Origin of the sequence: Undibacterium sp. KW1, from assembly GCF_009937955.1 — a bacterium.
In the GTDB taxonomy this organism is placed as follows: domain Bacteria; phylum Pseudomonadota; class Gammaproteobacteria; order Burkholderiales; family Burkholderiaceae_D; genus Undibacterium.
In genome coordinates, this window is sequence record NZ_AP018439.1 from 355,866 (window position 1) to 371,657 (window position 15,792).

A 15,792-nucleotide genomic window follows, 5' to 3' on the forward strand; every position below is an offset into this window, starting at 1 on the left:
CCGGGATTAAGGTGAAATAGGGTGGTTTGCAGTCGCGAGGAACATGACATCGCGCTGCAAGGGGATAAGGTGCTGGCCGCCATCAACGAGGATGGTGGTACCTGTCATGGCAGGGCTGTCAGCCAGAAAACAGACGGTACGGGCAATATCTTCAGGCGTGCTGGACTTGCCCAGCGGCGTGACCTGGTGTGCTTGCTGGAAATCTGCCGTAGTCTGATGGCCAGATTCCATGGTGATGCCGGGCGCAACGCCAACTACCCGTACTTTAGGGGCCAGCGCCTGCGCCAGTGTCGTCGTCGCACATTGCAGTGCTGCCTTGGACAGGGTGTAAGACAAAAAGTCGGGGTTCAGGTTGTACAGCTTTTGATCCAGCAGGTTGATGACGCAAGTTTGTTCGCCATCTGCGGTTGCCGCATGCAGGGCTTGCGCCAGTATGATGGGCGCGGCCAGGTTGGCATGCATATGCCTGTCCAGGCTGGCGTGGCTGAAGCTGTGCACATCATCTTCTGCAAACAGCGAGGCATTGTTGACGATGCAATCTATCTTGCCCATGGCGGCTATCGCTGCGGGCAGCAAGGCATGCGTTGCTGTTTCATTTGCCAGGTCGGCCTGTAAGGCATGGGCACGGCGGCCCAGCGCCTGGATTTCCGTCACCAGGGCCTGCGCTTCTGTTGCTGAATTGCCATAATGGACAAGAATATCCCAGCCCTGCCGCGCCATATGCAGGGCGATATGCCGCCCTATGCGTTTGGCGGCACCGGTGATCAGTGCTGTGCGGTTTGTGTGGCTATTGCTGCTCATACGTCTCTCATGGAAATTCTTAACAAGGATTACTGTGTTTTCAATACAATGCGGCTATGCATAAATTATCTCTACCTGAGCCTGGCGATGATGCGCTGGCCGCTTCATCTGCCTTGCAACAACTGATTATCGACGACATCCATCTACATCAGGGCTGGATACCGTTTTCGCGCTACATGGAACTTGCGCTATATGCGCCTGACCTTGGCTATTACAGCGGTGGTGCCACAAAATTAGGCAAAGGCGGTGATTTTACAACCGCACCGGAAATGTCGCCGCTATTTGGAGCTACCCTGGCCAGGCTGGCAAGTCAGTTATTCAGTCAAACTGCCGCCGAAGTCATGGAGTTCGGCGCAGGCACGGGCAAGCTTGCCCTGGATTTTTTGTCGGAATGTCAATTGTCTGGAATCGCGATAGAGCGCTATTTTATCGTGGAATTGTCCGGCGAACTGCGTGCACGTCAGGAAGAATTGCTGAAAGGCTTTCCACAAGTACAATGGTTGCAAAAAATGCCAGACTCTTTTTCGGGCATTGTACTGGGGAATGAGGTACTGGATGCCATGCCTGTCGATCTTGTCATCAAGACGGCGGAAGGCTGGCATGAAGTTGGTGTGGCAGTGGTGGATGAAGACAGCGTGCCAAGACTGATATTCCGTGAACAGCCACAGGCTTGCAGTCCTGACAAGATTGCACAAATCCCTTATGCAGATGAATTGCCGGTCGGTTATCTGACTGAAGTCCATGCAATCGCCAGTGGTTTCATGCACAGCCTTGCTGCGATGTTGCTCACCAGCGGCAAGCCAGCGGCAGCGATACTGATAGATTATGGTTTCCCGGCTGCCGAGTATTATCACCCGCAGCGTCAGCAAGGCAGTCTGATGTGTCATTACCGCCATCATGCCCATCCTGATCCCTTTTATTTACCGGGTTTGCAGGACATCACCGCCCATGTCGATTTTACTGCCATGGCCAGGGCAGGCCTGGCTGCGGGACTGGACTTATTGAATTACGCCAGCCAGGCTGGTTTTTTGACAGCAGCTGGCATAGCCGATGTGCTGGCGCGCACCTCACCAGAACAAGTCATGGACTACCTGCCACAGGCCAATGCCCTGCAAAAGCTGGTGTCGCCAGCAGAAATGGGGGAGTTGTTCAAAGTGCTGGTCATGGGACATGGCGTGGAATTACCAGAAAATTTATTGCGCCTGGACCGCAGTCACCGCTTATGATGGCTGTCGAATTGATATAAATTATAGCCAATTGCTATTTGGCAATTAAACAGGAGCAGGCTTTGCTACGCTGGGTACTCACCATTTTTATCGCTGTCGTGGTTTTTTCCAGCCTCTTGCCCTGGCTGGAAAAACTGGGTATAGGTCGTTTGCCTGGTGATGTACGTTTTAAACTGTTTGGCCGCAATTTTTCCTTTCCCTTCGCTTCTACCATATTGATTTCCCTGTTTGTTCTTTTGTTGGCGCGGATATTCAAGTAAATGCGTTAAATATGTTAAAGCCTTGCAACATTGTTGCCGCATAGGGGTAAAGTTTCCATATTAATGCGCCGTCACTTTAATATAATGAAATGATCATGTAAGCCAATACAGGCTTAACGGGGTTTGCCGATCAAGGACGACAGGTCGGTATGCGCTGTAGCGAGGTCAACAATAAATTACGCTAAAGGTTGAAATGAGCGAACTCAGCGACATCAGGGCACTGCTCATCGAGCCGCATTCAGGTATGCGGGTCAGTTTGCACAATATGCTGAATCTGTGCGGTATCACCAAGATAGAGCACGGGCTTTCTGCCGGTATAGCCGTACGCACCATACAGTCCAAGGTGTTTGACCTGATCTTGTGCGAATATGACCTGGGTGTCGGCCAGGATGGCCAGCAACTGCTGGAAGACATGCGCCACCACAAGCTGGCACCTTTATCGACCATCTTCATCATGGTGACGGCAGAGCGCTCCTATGCCAAGGTTGTCAGCGCTGCTGAACTTGCGCCTTCTGACTACCTGCTCAAACCGTTTACTGCCGATATGCTGCTGGAGCGCGTTATCCGCGCCCTGGAAAAGCGCAAGGCCTTTGTCGACGTCTATAGCTTGATGGAACAGGGCTCCATTCCGGAAGCGATCATGGCCTGCCACCATGGTGAGCGTGATTATCCCAAATACGCGATAGATTTCATGCGCCTGCGTGCTGAATTGCATGTGATACAGGGAGAGGCGGCTGAGGCCGAAGAATTATATAAATATTTATTTGAATTAAAGGCCGTGGCCTGGGCGCGCCTGGGTCTGGCCAAGACCCTGTTCATGCAGGGTAAATACCAGGAAGCAGAAGATATCCTGAAAAATCTGGTAGCTGAAAATAATAAATATATGGACGCCTATGACTGGCTGGCCAAGACCCATGAAATGGTGGGTGAACTGCCAGAGGCCAAGGAAGTGCTGGATATGGCCGTCAGCGTTTCACCCCATGCCGTCAGGCGTTTGCGCAAGCTGGGCAAGATCGCCCTGGAAACCGGGGATATAGAAACGGCTGAGAATGTCCTTAAAAAAGTGGTCAGCAAGGCCAAGTTTTCTGAGTTCCGTGATCCCGAAGACCATATGAACCTGGTCGATGCCCTGGTCAAGAAGGGGGATACCGAACAGGCCAAATCCGTCATCCGTGATCTTGAAAAGAACATGGTAGGCATGAAGAAAACTGCAGCAGTGCGGGCAATTTCTGCTGCCATGGTGCATGCCAAGACGGGGGATGCCCGCTTGAGCGAGGAGCTTGACAATGCCGTGGCGGCATCGCGTGAAGATATCGGCCTTTCGACAGACGCCAAACTGGGTCTGGCCAAAAGCTGTCTTGAAAACAATCAGGAGGACAATGCTTCTGAAGTCATTCTTGACGTCATGAAAAACGCCAGCAATCAGCAAGTCATGAGCAAGGCCATGGGCGTGTTTGAAAGTGCAGGTAAAGGACATCTTGCCAAGGAGCTGGCGCAGCGCAGCCAGAAAGAAGTCATGGACCTGGTTGCCATGGGTGTGCAAAAAGCCAAACAGGGTGATTTCCGTGGCTCGGTAGAACTGATGGCAGCGGCGGCACGCAAGTCACCCGATAATCCGCAAGTGGTCTTGAATGCAGCACTGGCTGCCCTGAAATGCCTGGAGAACATGGGCTGGGATCACGCCACAGGTGAACTGGCGCGTAACCTCATCGAGTCGGCACGCCGACTCGATCCCATGAACCCACGCCTGAAAGCGATACGCGGTCTGTATGATGAATTGCAAAAAAAATACGGCATCAATGCTGCCCGCGTTGCAAGATAAGAAATCATCACTCCCGACAAATTGCTGAAATTGCTCAAATTGTCGGGATAGTAAATAGTTGCGGAGACCATGGCTATTCAACCTTCTGTACATCTGGATCAGCACGCCCCGGAATTGCCACGTGACCGGCTGATCAGGCAAGTCAATGAAGAAGGTAGTTTGCCGACTTTGGGTGTATCGATCACCAAGGTAGTTGAAATTACTTCATCCAGTGAAGACCCGGTCGCCAAGCTCGCGCATTTCGTGTTGGCCGATGTTGCACTGACGCAGAAAATACTGAGGCTGTCGAATACCATCCATTACCGCACCAGTTCAGGTGCGCCCGTCACGACTATTTCACGTGCAATCTTCCTGTTGGGCTTTAACAGTATCAAGACCAGTGCCATGGCGATGCTGCTGGTCGATTGCTTCAAGGATAAAAGCCATGCCAATAGCGTCAGGCGTGAACTGGTGCAGGCCTTGTGCGCCAGCATAGTCGGACGTGAGATGGCGGCTCGTGGGCGCTTCCAGGATGGTGAAGAGGCAGCTGTCGCTGCACTGTTCAAGAATGTAGGCAAGATCCTGGTGGCTTCTTACGACCATACCCTGTATAGCCGCATACAAGCCATGTTGCAGACCGGGCATACTACCTCACAGGAAGCTGCCTCCACATTGCTGGGGTGCAGCTATGAGCGCTTTGGCGAGATGGCCCTGCAAGAGTGGAAGATACCTGACACTATCGTGCAATCGCTGGTGCCTTTGCCAGGCGGTGAATTGAAGAAAGTGAATACCCGTGCTGAATGGTTGCGCCAGGTTGCCAGCTTCAGTGATGCGCTGGCATCGACCATCATGAGCTCGGGTGGTGTCAATCTCAGTGAGAAAGCCAAGCCGCTGTTACTGAAATTTGGCAAGGCGCTGGATTTTGACCAGGCCATACTGGATGACATGCTCATCAAGGTCGAAACTGAAACCCGCCAGCTCGCCCAGAGCATGGATATTGCCATGGGCGATATCCACATTGGGGAAACTGATGCGAATTCAACCAATGGCCTGCCGAATGAGCTTTTGCTGAAGAACTACGAAGCAGGCGAAATTCAGAATGATGAGCGTCACCCCAGTGGCAAGCCCAAGCAGGCCCGTGATCTCTTGCTGGCCGGGGTACAGGATGTGACGCAAATGCTGGCGTCTGACATCTTCAAGCTGAATGACCTTATCTTGCTGGTACTGGAAACCTTGTATGGCAGCATGGGTTTTCGTTTTGCTGCAGTCTGCCTGCGTGACCTGCAGACAGTGCGTTATGTGGCGCGACTGGCGATAGGCGAGAATTATCAGGAAAGGCAAAGAGGTTTTGCCTTCAGCGGCAAGCCAGACCAGAACCTGTTTCATCTGGCGATGAGCAATAATGTTGATCTGATGATCTCTGATGCATCGGTACCCAAGATACAAAACCTGTTGCCTGATTGGCACAAACAATTGCTGCCAGATGCACGCAGCTTCATCATCCTGCCTTTGGTGATACAGAAAAAACCACTGGGCCTGTTCTACGCAGACCGTAATGTGAACGCCGATGAAGGTGTACCGCCAGACGAGACTGCACTTATCAAAACCCTGAAGAGCCAGTTACTGGCTGCCATGATGCGTGGTTAGGCGCATGCATAATAAGCGCTAAGTGCTTGTACTGACTGCAAGGTTAAAGCCTTGGCGTTACAATGTCCTGACACCATTCATCATCTTAGCAGGACAAATCTCATGCACTTCACTACCTGGCTTACTTTCTTCTTTGCAGCCTGCGTTATCGCAGTATCTCCCGGCTCAGGCGCTGTCTTGTCGATGTCGCATGGCCTGAATTATGGCGTCAAAAAAGCCAGTGGCACCATCATGGGCTTACAGGCAGGTTTATTGTTGATACTGGCAATTGCCGGTGCTGGTGTTGGTTCTATCCTGATGGCTTCAGAGTTTGCTTTCAGCGTTGTCAAAACTATAGGTGCGCTCTACCTGATTTATCTGGGTATCAGTCAATGGCGTGCCAAAATTGATGTCCCTGCTGCGAATGAGGCCGGCGCTGATCAAGCCGGCACTACGCAGGTGCCAGCCATGTCCAGGCGCTTCTTGACGGGTTTCTTGACGAATGCGACCAATCCCAAGGGCATCATTTTCATGGTGGCGGTACTGCCCCAGTTTATTTCTCACGATGCGCCATTGTTGCCGCAGTTACTGATACTGGGGGCGACCATGTGCGCGATTGACCTGGTCGTCATGCATGGCTATGCATTTGCCGCATCCACGATGCAGCGTTATTTCCGCGACCCCAAATGGCTGAAGAGCCAGAACCGCTTTTTTGGCGGGATACTGATGGCGATAGGTACGGCCCTGTTCTTTGTCAAGCGTAGTCCTTCCAGTTAAAAAATCCCGCCAGTGATTGAATTCACGGCGGAATTTTCTTGTTCCGGTTTTCAAGCCAGAGGAATTTCCTGCTTCTTGGCCAGGGCATCAATATCTTGCCATATCGTCATTTGATTCAACAGACGGGTGGCAGGGTCCAGCATTGGGTTCAGGTTGAAAAAACGCTCCAGGGCCGTCTCATCAAAACTGCTGTGCTGGGAGAAATTGATCCTGCCATATTGCTTGCGGAACGCATGCAATAAATCCGACGGCGTGTCCTTGTGCCAGGATTGCATGAGACCTCCCACCATCAAGGCAGTATCAGTGGTTTGTTCCAGCGAGCGTGGGCTGCGTGAGCTGGCGACATCACGATAATCCAGCAGGCGCGGGAAATAAAACTTCTTGATCCATGCGGCAGGTATGCCGCCTTCACGCAAGAGTGCACCGCTACGCCACAACTTCCAGCTTTTTTCAGTCTCATCCCCGCTGACAAAGTGCGTGTCTGCGGCAAGCAGGCAGTCTTCGCCCAGCTCTATTTCCAGTATCACTGGCAGGCCTGCACCGGTCGCAATGTTTTCCAGCTCGGGCATTTGTGGTTTTTCGCCATGCTGGCTTTGCAGCGCGTTGACAAATTCACCCATCACTTGCTGGTGTTCATGATGCAGATTGCTGGTGGCCTTGCAGAATGCTGCGCAGGCGGCAAAGTAAGCCATCAATTCACCGACCATGATGCCGCGTGCGGGCTGGCTTTCTTCTTCCTGGAAGCCCTGGCGCGGCATATCTGCTGCCAGGCCCTGGCGCAGGATGGGATACAACTGGGTAGAGATACAACCAAATTTGACGTGGCTGCCGGCGGCAAGTTTAAATTCTGACATGGCGGCTCAGGCTTTCTTGAACAGGGAGAGGACGTGTTCCGGCGGACGTCCTATGGCCGCTTTGTTCTGGTAAGTCACTATTGGTCTTTGCAGCAGGTGCGGGTGGGCAGCGATGGCTGACAAGGCTGTTGCCACATCTGCAGTTGCCAGGTTCAGGTTGACATATTCAGGCTCGTTATTGCGTAGCATAACTTGCACATCGTCGGTGCCCAAAGCTGTAAGCAGACTTTGCAATTCACCAAAATTCAAAGGCGTTTTCTGGTAATCAATGACTTGCAAGGGTATTTGCGTTTCGTCTGCATGCGACTGTACCAGTGCCAGGGTTTCGCGTGATTTTGAGCAACGTGGATTGTGGTAAATCGTAATCATGTATCTATCATCATTCTATGGTCTTGCCGTGTCAACACGGCCATTTACATTTGCATTCAAAACTTGAATTCCATACCCAGTAAAACCAGCAGGCCCAGTATGGCAAAAACTGCCGCAGCACACCAGCGCACGTATTTGAAAGGGAAATTCGGTGCAGCAATCTTACCCAGAAATACTGCTGGTACGTCAGCAATCAACATGCCCAGGGTGGTCCCAGCGATGACCATGGTCAGGTCGGAATATTTTGCGGCCAGCGCAACTGTCGCCAACTGGGTTTTATCGCCAATTTCAGCGATGAAAAAAGTCACGCAGGTCAGCATGAAAACGCCGTACCGGCTTTCATTGATACCGCCATCATCCATCTCATCCGGTTTCAGCGTCCAGGCAGCAATGGCTAAAAAAGACAGGCCCAGCAGGTAGCGCATGACCGTGGCATCGATATGCGTGGCGACCAGTTGCCCTATCAAACCAGCAAGGGTGTGGTTGGCCAGCGTTGCGGCCAGTATACCCAGCACGATAGGGCCGGGCTTTTTATAGCGGGCAGCCAATAGCAGTGCGAGCAATTGTGTTTTGTCACCAATTTCACCAACGGTGACAGCGAGTGCAGAGACGAGGAAAGCTTCCATGAGAATAGGCGGGATGGGGCAATTTGTCCAATGACAGCCATGTCCCGCCCCATCCCTGGTCAGCGGAAACATAACTATCAAAGGTCTTGCCCAATACAATCAGTGCACTTATGTCATGCGACTGGCTGTATCAAACGCACCATGACCGGATGGTCAAGTATGTTGATGCGTTTTCCCCGGATTTAACCGGAGCAGGCTACTCCCCAATGAAAGAGAAACAGGATTATAACGCATAGCTGACACCAGGTCAGCTATTGCTTTGATTTGACGATGTTTTACTGGTCCGTCAGATACCTGCTTGCTACACTGACAGATATATAATTTAGCTCATTCGAGGCCAACTGATGACAGTATCTCTCTCCAGTTATTTCATGAGTTTCTGGTCCGCCTCTGAATTGCATGCCAATGTCATTATCTTCCTGAATCTGACTGGCGCCATGCTATTGGGTTTCGTGGTTGGCTATGAACGTTCTTATCATGGACGTGCCGCTGGCATGCGGACTTATGGCCTGGTGTGCATGGCGTCGGCTGCCCTGGTCGTGATTTCCGGCTACCCGGATTTCTGGTACGGTGCGCGTGCCGTTTATCCCGTCAATCTCGACCCTTCTCGCACCATACAAGGCATAGTCACCGGCATAGGTTTTCTCGGTGCGGGGGTCATCATGCGCGAAGGATTTACCATCAGCGGCCTGACGACGGCGGCATCTTTGTGGGCGTCGTCAGCCATAGGCGTGATGGTTGGTGTCGGCTTTTATGCTGCGGCAATCCTGCTGGCTTTTTTGTCGGCGGCCTGCATGATCTGGGTATCCAGGATTGAAGCCTGGCTGCCTTCCCGGCCAGCGGTGGCGATCACCATGCAATTCCGCCAGGGCTTTATTCCGCGTGAAGATGCCTTGCGCAAAATGGCCCTTGCACGAGGCTATGAAATTGCAACAGGGACCCTGAATATCAGTTGCAAGGAAGGTCGCTCTGAATGGCGTTTCGTTGCAGTCGGCCTGAGCCGCACACTGGCAACGCGCATCAGTGAGCTGTCACTTGAACTGGGGGCGTTTGAGGGACTGGAGTTTTACCAGATTGCTCACGCCAGGAACTAATTTTCCCGGAACCTTGGAACTTCAGGGTAGATGCTGGTTAAACAACCTGAATGCTTGGTTGTGCCTGCGTAGCGACAGGTACGCCCAGCATACCCTGCATGAAAATCTGCGTCACCAGTACGGCAAAGTCAGCATACGAGATTTTGTCGGCATCCTGGTGTGGCTTTAGCCAGGTAAAGGTCCAGTTGATCATGCCAAACAGGAGCATGGTGATGGCGCTGCGGTTTTGTGCTGTAGTGCGGTCCGGAAAGCTGCGTTGTATCGCGCCAGCAAACAATTCGACGATTTTTCTTTGCGCATCAAGTATCAGCTTGCGCTGCGGCTCTTCCAGGAATTTCACATCATTGAGCAAGGCGATATGACGGGTCTGTGAATGCTCATATTCCGCCAGGAAGGCCGCGATCAGCGTCGGCAAGTCATGATGACTCTCCGCCAGGCGTATCAGCACTTGTGTATAACGGTTCAGCAAATCAAACAAAATGGCTTCTTTGCTGGGGTAGTAGTGGTAGAGCCTGGCTTTTGAAGTGCCGCAGGTTTGCGCCAGTACACTCATGGAAGTGCCGGGGTAACTATGGTTGGCAAAGGCAGTCGCCGCTTTTTCCAGGATGTCGTCGCGTTGCAATTGATAATCGGATGCGAGGGTGCGGGCCATGGCTGAAGTGTTTGATGGGATGCCAACATCATACCTTGAGCCAGCCAGCAATGGCGATTGTAGGTAAGTTGCAACAAAGGCATGGCGGAAAAATCAGGCTGTCTCATCTGGGGACGGTTTTTTGCACTGAAAGTACGGCACATATCGTTTTAATAATAATCAATAAAATCAAGGGTTTGTCGAGATTTTTAACTCTTCATGCTTTTGTTTGAGCAAGAAATTCTCAAAAGGGTGTTGACAGTTGGGGCGAGTATCTCCATAATTCGGGGTTCCCTGCGGAGAGGTGGCCGAGTGGTTAATGGCAGCAGACTGTAAATCTGCCCTCTTACGAGTACGCTGGTTCGAATCCAGCCCTCTCCACCAGGTAAAGAATTGAATTAAGAAATATAGCGGCTGAAGTGGTGGCCTTTGCGGGTGTAGCTCAATGGTAGAGCTGAAGCCTTCCAAGCTTATGACGAGGGTTCGATTCCCTTCACCCGCTCCAGTTTTACTTGCGCGGGGTTTTGCGCAGCAAGCTGCCCTTGTAGCTCAGTGGTAGAGCACTCCCTTGGTAAGGGAGAGGCCACGTGTTCAATCCACGTCAAGGGCACCATGTTTAGTCTGGTGTTTTCAAGTCTGATTTGTCGGGCGCGTGCCTGAGCATTCTCATCAAAATCGTTAGGAGTCCAAAATGGCAAAAGGTAAGTTCGAGCGCACCAAGCCGCACGTCAACGTTGGTACAATTGGCCACGTAGATCACGGCAAAACCACACTGACAGCAGCGATTGCAACAGTCCTGTCGAAAAAATTCGGCGGCGAAGCTAAAGCATACGATCAGATCGATGCAGCACCAGAAGAAAAAGCGCGCGGTATTACAATCAATACAGCCCACGTTGAGTACGAAACAGCTGGCCGTCACTACGCCCACGTTGACTGCCCAGGCCATGCTGACTATGTTAAAAACATGATCACTGGCGCGGCTCAAATGGACGGCGCGATCCTGGTTTGCTCCGCAGCAGACGGCCCAATGCCACAAACTCGCGAACACATCCTGTTGGCCCGCCAAGTTGGCGTTCCATACATCATCGTATTCCTGAACAAATGCGACATGGTTGATGACGCTGAGTTGCTGGAACTGGTTGAAATGGAAGTGCGCGAATTGCTCTCCAAATACGAATTCCCAGGCGACGACCTGCCTATCATTCAAGGTTCCGCTAAACTGGCCCTCGAAGGCGACAAAGGTCCTCTGGGCGAAGAAGCCATCATGAAACTGGCTGACGCACTCGACTCCTACATCCCAACACCAGAACGCGCAGTTGACGGCGCCTTCCTGTTGCCAGTAGAAGACGTATTCTCCATCTCCGGTCGCGGTACAGTTGTTACCGGTCGTATCGAGCGCGGCATCATCAAAGTCGGCGAAGAGATCGAAATCGTTGGTATCAAAGACACAGTCAAGACTACATGTACTGGCGTTGAAATGTTCCGCAAACTGCTCGACCAAGGTCAAGCAGGCGACAACGTCGGCGTATTGCTGCGTGGTACCAAGCGTGAAGATATCCAACGTGGTCAAGTATTGTCCAAACCAGGTTCGATCAAGCCACATGCGCACTTCACAGGCGAGATCTATGTTCTGTCCAAAGATGAAGGTGGCCGTCATACTCCATTCTTCAACAACTACCGTCCACAGTTCTACTTCCGTACAACGGACGTAACTGGTTCGATCGAGTTGCCGAAAGACAAAGAAATGGTCATGCCAGGTGATAACGTATCTATCACTGTTAAATTGATCAACCCGATCGCGATGGAAGAAGGCTTGCGCTTCGCTATCCGTGAAGGTGGCCGTACAGTCGGTGCTGGCGTTGTTGCTAAAATCATCGAGTAATAAATAAGTAGTAAAATACAAGCATTGCCTGATTCGCTCAGGCAATGCTTGTAGCAAATGTCAAGATGTAGGGGTGTAGCTCAATTGGCAGAGCGTCGGTCTCCAAAACCGAAGGTCGCGGGTTCGATTCCCTCCGCCCCTGCCACCATCAAGGCCGCAGGCCACCGAAAGTAAATAAAGTATGTCTAATCATCCCGTTCAAACAGTTAGTACATCCAATGACAAGTACAAAGTCATTCTGGCGGTAGTGGCTGCAGTTGCCGGTGTTGCTGCTTTTTATATTCTCGCTGGACAGGCAACGTGGATACGTGCCATCGCTTTGGTAGTGGGTTTGTTGGTTGCTGTTGGATTTATCGCAACTTCTGAAATGGGTCGCGATTTCGTCAGCTTTGCAAAAGAAGCTGTGCGCGAAACTAAAAAAGTTGTCTGGCCTACCCGTAAAGAAGCGGGGCAGATCACAGCCGTCGTATTCGGCTTTGTTCTGGTGATGGCGATTTTCCTGTGGGGTACCGATCAGTTGATCGGATTTGTGTTGTATGACGTAATCCTCGGATGGAAAAAATAATGAGTGAGAACATTCAGGAAAACGAAGAAGGTACAGCGCCAACGGTGTCTGTGCCTAAAAGTGCTAAAAGATGGTACGCCGTGCATGCTTATTCCGGTATGGAAAAGAGCGTGCAACGTGCATTGGTGGAGCGTATAGAGCGCGCAGAGATGCAAGATAAATTCGGTCAGATTCTGGTTCCGACCGAAGAAGTGATAGAGCCAAAGAATGGCAAGAAAGTCGTCACTGAGCGTCGCTTGTTCCCCAGCTATGTATTCGTAGAGATGGAAATGACTGATGATACCTGGCATCTGGTGAAAAACACCAGCAAGGTAACCGGTTTTATCGGCGGAAAATCAAACAAGCCGTCTCCAATACCGCAACACGAAGTCGACAAGATCTTGCAGCAAATGCAGGATGGCGTAGAAAAACCAAGACCTAAGGTCTTGTACGAAGTGGGCGAGATAGTCCGCATCAAGGATGGTCCTTTCACTGACTTTAACGGTAATGTTGAAGAAGTCAATTATGAAAAGTCCAAGGTACGCGTGACAGTGACTATTTTCGGTCGCGCTACACCAGTAGAGCTGGAATTCTCCCAGGTCGAAAAGGTTTAACAGGATTCACGTTTGACCAGTACGTAACAAAGCAATTTGTTGAAACTGGTTAGAGCGTTGGCTGTAGTACTACAAGCGTAATACAGACAATTCTCGGCAGGCGGAGGAGCCTGCTGGTGTGAAAAGATACCGGCAGGCGCTACTACTCATTTTTTGAAGGAGCCAAACATGGCAAAGAAAATCATTGGTTTTATCAAGCTGCAAGTGCCAGCTGGTAAAGCAAACCCATCCCCACCTATCGGTCCAGCTCTGGGTCAACGTGGTCTGAATATCATGGAATTCTGCAAAGCGTTCAACGCGCAGACCCAAGGTATGGAACCAGGCATGCCTATCCCTGTCGTGATCACTGCATTTGCTGACAAGTCTTTCACATTCGTGATGAAGACTCCTCCAGCAACTTACATGATCAAAAAAGCAGCTGGCATCACTAAAGGTTCTTCCAAACCGCATACAGACAAAGTTGGCAAAATTACTCGCCAGCAAGCTGAAGAAATCGCGACAGTTAAACGCGCTGATTTGACAGCAGCTGATATGGACGCAGCAGTGCGTACTATCGCTGGTTCTGCTCGTTCCATGGGCATCACGGTGGAGGGTCTGTAATGGCTAAGTTAACTAAAAAAGCAAAATTGCTGGCAACGAAAGTTGACCGTCTGAAAGTGTATCCATTTGACAATGCTATCGCCTTGATCAAAGAATGCGCAACAGCAAAATTCAACGAATCCATCGACGTATCCGTACAACTGGGCGTTGATCCTAAGAAATCTGACCAGGTTGTTCGTGGCGCAGTGGTATTGCCAGCTGGTACAGGCAAGACAGTACGCGTAGCTGTATTTGCACAGGGTGCAAAAGCAGAAGAAGCGAAAGCTGCCGGTGCTGATATCGTAGGTATGGAAGACTTGGCTGAACGCGTTAAAGCTGGCGATATGCCATTTGACGTTGTTATCGCTTCTCCAGACACTATGCGTATCGTTGGTACCCTGGGTCAAGTTTTGGGTCCACGTGGCCTGATGCCTAATCCTAAAGTTGGTACAGTGACTCCTGACGTAGCTACTGCAGTTAAAAATGCAAAAGCTGGTCAAGTTCAATACCGTACAGACAAAGCAGGTATCATCCACACAACAATCGGCCGTAAGTCTTTTGCTGATGGTGACCTGAAGTCCAACCTGGTTGCACTGATCGATGCTTTGAACAAAGCAAAACCAGCATCCAGCAAAGGTGTTTATCTGCGTAAAGTATCCATCTCATCCACTATGGGTGCAGGTGTGCGCGTAGATCACGCCAATCTGGGCTAAGCAAGAATTAAGTCCCTGCATCCTTTGATGCAGGGCGCATCTTTGGGCTGGATGTTTTGAACAAACATCCAGAGTGTCAAAGACCGTTGGGCCAAGTGTGTAAGCGTAGTTTGCCAGACATGAGGTTAATATCTGAAGAGCAATCAACAGATCCCAACGCAGATGGTGTACCCGAACAAGTTTTGTAGTGATTACTGGTCCCCCAGTGAAACTCCTAACTTCGGACGCCGTGTTCGAAACGATATGAGGGAAGTACATCATTCCGGTGTATGGACTGAATATCATTAATGGAGGTTGACCGTGAGTCTCAATCTGAATGACAAAAAAGCCGTCGTCGCTGAAGTCTCTGCAAAAGTAGCAACTGCACAGACTATCGTCGTGGCCGAATATCGTGGCATCCAGGTCGGTCATTTGACGCAATTGCGTGCTAGCGCACGCGCTCAAGGCGTATACATGCGTGTGTTGAAAAACACATTGGCACGTCGCGCTGTTGAGGGAACTGCATTTGCAAGTCTCGCTTCTGAAATGACTGGTCCGTTGATTTATGCAATCTCGGAAGATGCTGTTGCTGCTGCTAAAGTTGTTCAAGACTTTGCAAAAAGCAATGACAAACTGGTTGTTAAAGCGGGTAACTATGCAGGCAAATCGCTGGATAAAGCTGGCGTTGTCGCATTGGCAAGCATTCCTAGCCGTGAAGTATTGTTGGCGCAAGTGGTTGGCATGATGCAGGCTCCTGTATCTGCTTTCGCACGTGCTCTGGCAGCCGTCGCAGCACAGAAAGAATCCGGTTCTCCTGCAGCACCAGTGGCTGAAGCCGCTGAAGCCGTAGCAGAATAAGATTGTTTCCGTCAAATACCGTATCAATGTAATTAATTAATTGGAGTTTCAAATGGCAATTAGCAAAGACGATATCCTGGAAGCCGTAGGCGCGATGTCCGTAATGGACCTGAACGACCTGGTAAAAGCTTTCGAAGAAAAATTTGGTGTTTCCGCAGCCGCAGTAGCAGGCCCAGCAGCAGCAGGTCCAGCAGCAGCAGTTGAAGAACAAACAGAATTCAACGTAATTCTGTCTGAAGTTGGCGCAAACAAAGTTGGCGTCATTAAAGCAGTTCGCGAAATCACTGGTCTGGGCTTGAAAGAAGCTAAAGACCTGGTTGATGGCGCACCAAAAGCAGTTAAAGAAGGCGTAGCTAAAGCTGATGCTGAAGCAGCTAAGAAAAAACTGGAAGAAGCAGGCGCGAAAGCAGACCTCAAGTAATTCAGGTATTATGGCAAATCTCCGGATTTGCCCAAGTCAAAGACAGGAATCCTCTTGGAAGAGAGGGTTCCTCTTTGGCTTCTTTGTCGTTCAGGGTTGTTTAGCTGTTTATTAAGACCGAGGGTTGAGACTTGAGG

Annotated in this window: 18 protein-coding genes, 4 tRNA genes and 1 riboswitch; of the genes, 17 read left to right on the top strand and 5 right to left on the bottom strand. The window is 50.8% G+C overall.

Annotated features, from left to right (window positions below; all coding sequences use genetic code 11):
* Positions 1–6 precede the first annotated feature (6 nt).
* Positions 7–801, bottom strand: a complete 795-nt coding sequence (locus UNDKW_RS01620) for an SDR family oxidoreductase (protein WP_162057329.1) — start codon at positions 799–801, stop codon at positions 7–9.
* Between the two features lie 56 nt (positions 802–857).
* Between UNDKW_RS01620 and UNDKW_RS01625 the strand changes: the two genes are divergently transcribed.
* The 5 genes from UNDKW_RS01625 to UNDKW_RS01645 all read left to right on the top strand — a co-directional run bounded on the left by UNDKW_RS01625 (position 858) and on the right by UNDKW_RS01645 (position 6,491).
* Positions 858–2,027, top strand: coding sequence for a class I SAM-dependent methyltransferase (locus UNDKW_RS01625; protein WP_162057330.1), 1,170 nt, complete (start codon positions 858–860; stop codon positions 2,025–2,027).
* Between the two features lie 62 nt (positions 2,028–2,089).
* A complete protein-coding gene (locus tag UNDKW_RS01630) occupies positions 2,090–2,287 on the top strand; it encodes a DUF2905 domain-containing protein (RefSeq protein WP_110254951.1) in 198 nt (65 codons plus the stop codon).
* Between the two features lie 193 nt (positions 2,288–2,480).
* Positions 2,481–4,109: a tetratricopeptide repeat-containing response regulator gene (locus UNDKW_RS01635; protein ID WP_162057331.1), complete on the top strand. Its 1,629-nt coding sequence runs from the start codon at positions 2,481–2,483 to the stop codon at positions 4,107–4,109.
* A gap of 69 nt (positions 4,110–4,178) precedes the next feature.
* Positions 4,179–5,735 (top strand): HDOD domain-containing protein, encoded by a 1,557-nt coding sequence (locus tag UNDKW_RS01640; RefSeq protein ID WP_162057332.1) that lies wholly within the window; start codon positions 4,179–4,181, stop codon positions 5,733–5,735.
* A 102-nt stretch (positions 5,736–5,837) separates the two neighbouring features.
* The gene (locus tag UNDKW_RS01645; protein WP_162057333.1) at positions 5,838–6,491 is read left to right on the top strand and encodes a LysE family transporter; all 654 of its coding nucleotides are present in this window, start codon (positions 5,838–5,840) and stop codon (positions 6,489–6,491) included.
* Positions 6,492–6,541: 50 nt separating this feature from the next.
* Here the strand turns inward: UNDKW_RS01645 and UNDKW_RS01650 are convergent, their stop codons facing one another.
* Genes UNDKW_RS01650 through UNDKW_RS01660 form a run of 3 tightly spaced genes read right to left on the bottom strand, consistent with a single transcriptional unit; the run spans position 6,542 to position 8,340 of the window.
* On the bottom strand, positions 6,542–7,345 hold the full coding sequence (locus UNDKW_RS01650; protein WP_162039450.1) for a hypothetical protein: 804 nt from the start codon (positions 7,343–7,345) through the stop codon (positions 6,542–6,544).
* 6 nt (positions 7,346–7,351) lie between these two features.
* Complete coding sequence (locus UNDKW_RS01655; RefSeq protein ID WP_162057334.1) at positions 7,352–7,714, bottom strand: arsenate reductase family protein; 363 nt, start codon at positions 7,712–7,714, stop codon at positions 7,352–7,354.
* A gap of 56 nt (positions 7,715–7,770) precedes the next feature.
* Complete coding sequence (locus UNDKW_RS01660; protein WP_162057335.1) at positions 7,771–8,340, bottom strand: TMEM165/GDT1 family protein; 570 nt, start codon at positions 8,338–8,340, stop codon at positions 7,771–7,773.
* Between the two features lie 92 nt (positions 8,341–8,432).
* Positions 8,433–8,557, bottom strand: a riboswitch (yybP-ykoY riboswitch).
* 127 nt (positions 8,558–8,684) lie between these two features.
* Here UNDKW_RS01660 and UNDKW_RS01665 point away from each other — a divergent pair.
* Positions 8,685–9,434, top strand: coding sequence for an MgtC/SapB family protein (locus tag UNDKW_RS01665; protein ID WP_162057336.1), 750 nt, complete (start codon positions 8,685–8,687; stop codon positions 9,432–9,434).
* 37 nt (positions 9,435–9,471) lie between these two features.
* On the opposite strand, the gene UNDKW_RS01670 is transcribed toward UNDKW_RS01665, so the two are convergent.
* On the bottom strand, positions 9,472–10,086 hold the full coding sequence (locus tag UNDKW_RS01670; protein WP_162057337.1) for a TetR/AcrR family transcriptional regulator: 615 nt from the start codon (positions 10,084–10,086) through the stop codon (positions 9,472–9,474).
* Positions 10,087–10,363: 277 nt separating this feature from the next.
* Here UNDKW_RS01670 and UNDKW_RS01675 point away from each other — a divergent pair.
* The 11 genes from UNDKW_RS01675 to rplL all read left to right on the top strand — a co-directional run bounded on the left by UNDKW_RS01675 (position 10,364) and on the right by rplL (position 15,655).
* A tRNA-Tyr gene (locus UNDKW_RS01675) sits at positions 10,364–10,449 on the top strand.
* A 47-nt stretch (positions 10,450–10,496) separates the two neighbouring features.
* Positions 10,497–10,570: transfer RNA gene (locus UNDKW_RS01680), tRNA-Gly, on the top strand.
* 33 nt (positions 10,571–10,603) lie between these two features.
* Positions 10,604–10,678: transfer RNA gene (locus UNDKW_RS01685), tRNA-Thr, on the top strand.
* A gap of 78 nt (positions 10,679–10,756) precedes the next feature.
* Positions 10,757–11,947: an elongation factor Tu gene (gene tuf / locus UNDKW_RS01690; protein WP_162039455.1), complete on the top strand. Its 1,191-nt coding sequence runs from the start codon at positions 10,757–10,759 to the stop codon at positions 11,945–11,947.
* Between the two features lie 69 nt (positions 11,948–12,016).
* A tRNA-Trp gene (locus UNDKW_RS01695) sits at positions 12,017–12,092 on the top strand.
* 36 nt (positions 12,093–12,128) lie between these two features.
* Complete coding sequence (gene secE, locus UNDKW_RS01700; RefSeq protein ID WP_162039456.1) at positions 12,129–12,512, top strand: preprotein translocase subunit SecE; 384 nt, start codon at positions 12,129–12,131, stop codon at positions 12,510–12,512.
* On the top strand, positions 12,512–13,105 hold the full coding sequence (nusG, locus tag UNDKW_RS01705) for a transcription termination/antitermination protein NusG (protein ID WP_162039457.1): 594 nt from the start codon (positions 12,512–12,514) through the stop codon (positions 13,103–13,105). Before secE ends, nusG begins: the two co-directional genes overlap by 1 nt.
* Positions 13,106–13,273: 168 nt before the next feature.
* Complete coding sequence (gene rplK / locus UNDKW_RS01710) at positions 13,274–13,705, top strand: 50S ribosomal protein L11 (RefSeq protein WP_110258378.1); 432 nt, start codon at positions 13,274–13,276, stop codon at positions 13,703–13,705.
* Entirely contained in the window at positions 13,705–14,397 is a 693-nt protein-coding gene (gene rplA / locus UNDKW_RS01715; protein WP_162039458.1) for a 50S ribosomal protein L1, read from the top strand. Before rplK ends, rplA begins: the two co-directional genes overlap by 1 nt.
* 300 nt (positions 14,398–14,697) lie before the next feature.
* Positions 14,698–15,234: a 50S ribosomal protein L10 gene (gene rplJ / locus UNDKW_RS01720; RefSeq protein WP_162039459.1), complete on the top strand. Its 537-nt coding sequence runs from the start codon at positions 14,698–14,700 to the stop codon at positions 15,232–15,234.
* Between the two features lie 52 nt (positions 15,235–15,286).
* Entirely contained in the window at positions 15,287–15,655 is a 369-nt protein-coding gene (gene rplL / locus UNDKW_RS01725; RefSeq protein WP_162039460.1) for a 50S ribosomal protein L7/L12, read from the top strand.
* The last annotated feature ends 137 nt before the right edge of the window (positions 15,656–15,792 follow it).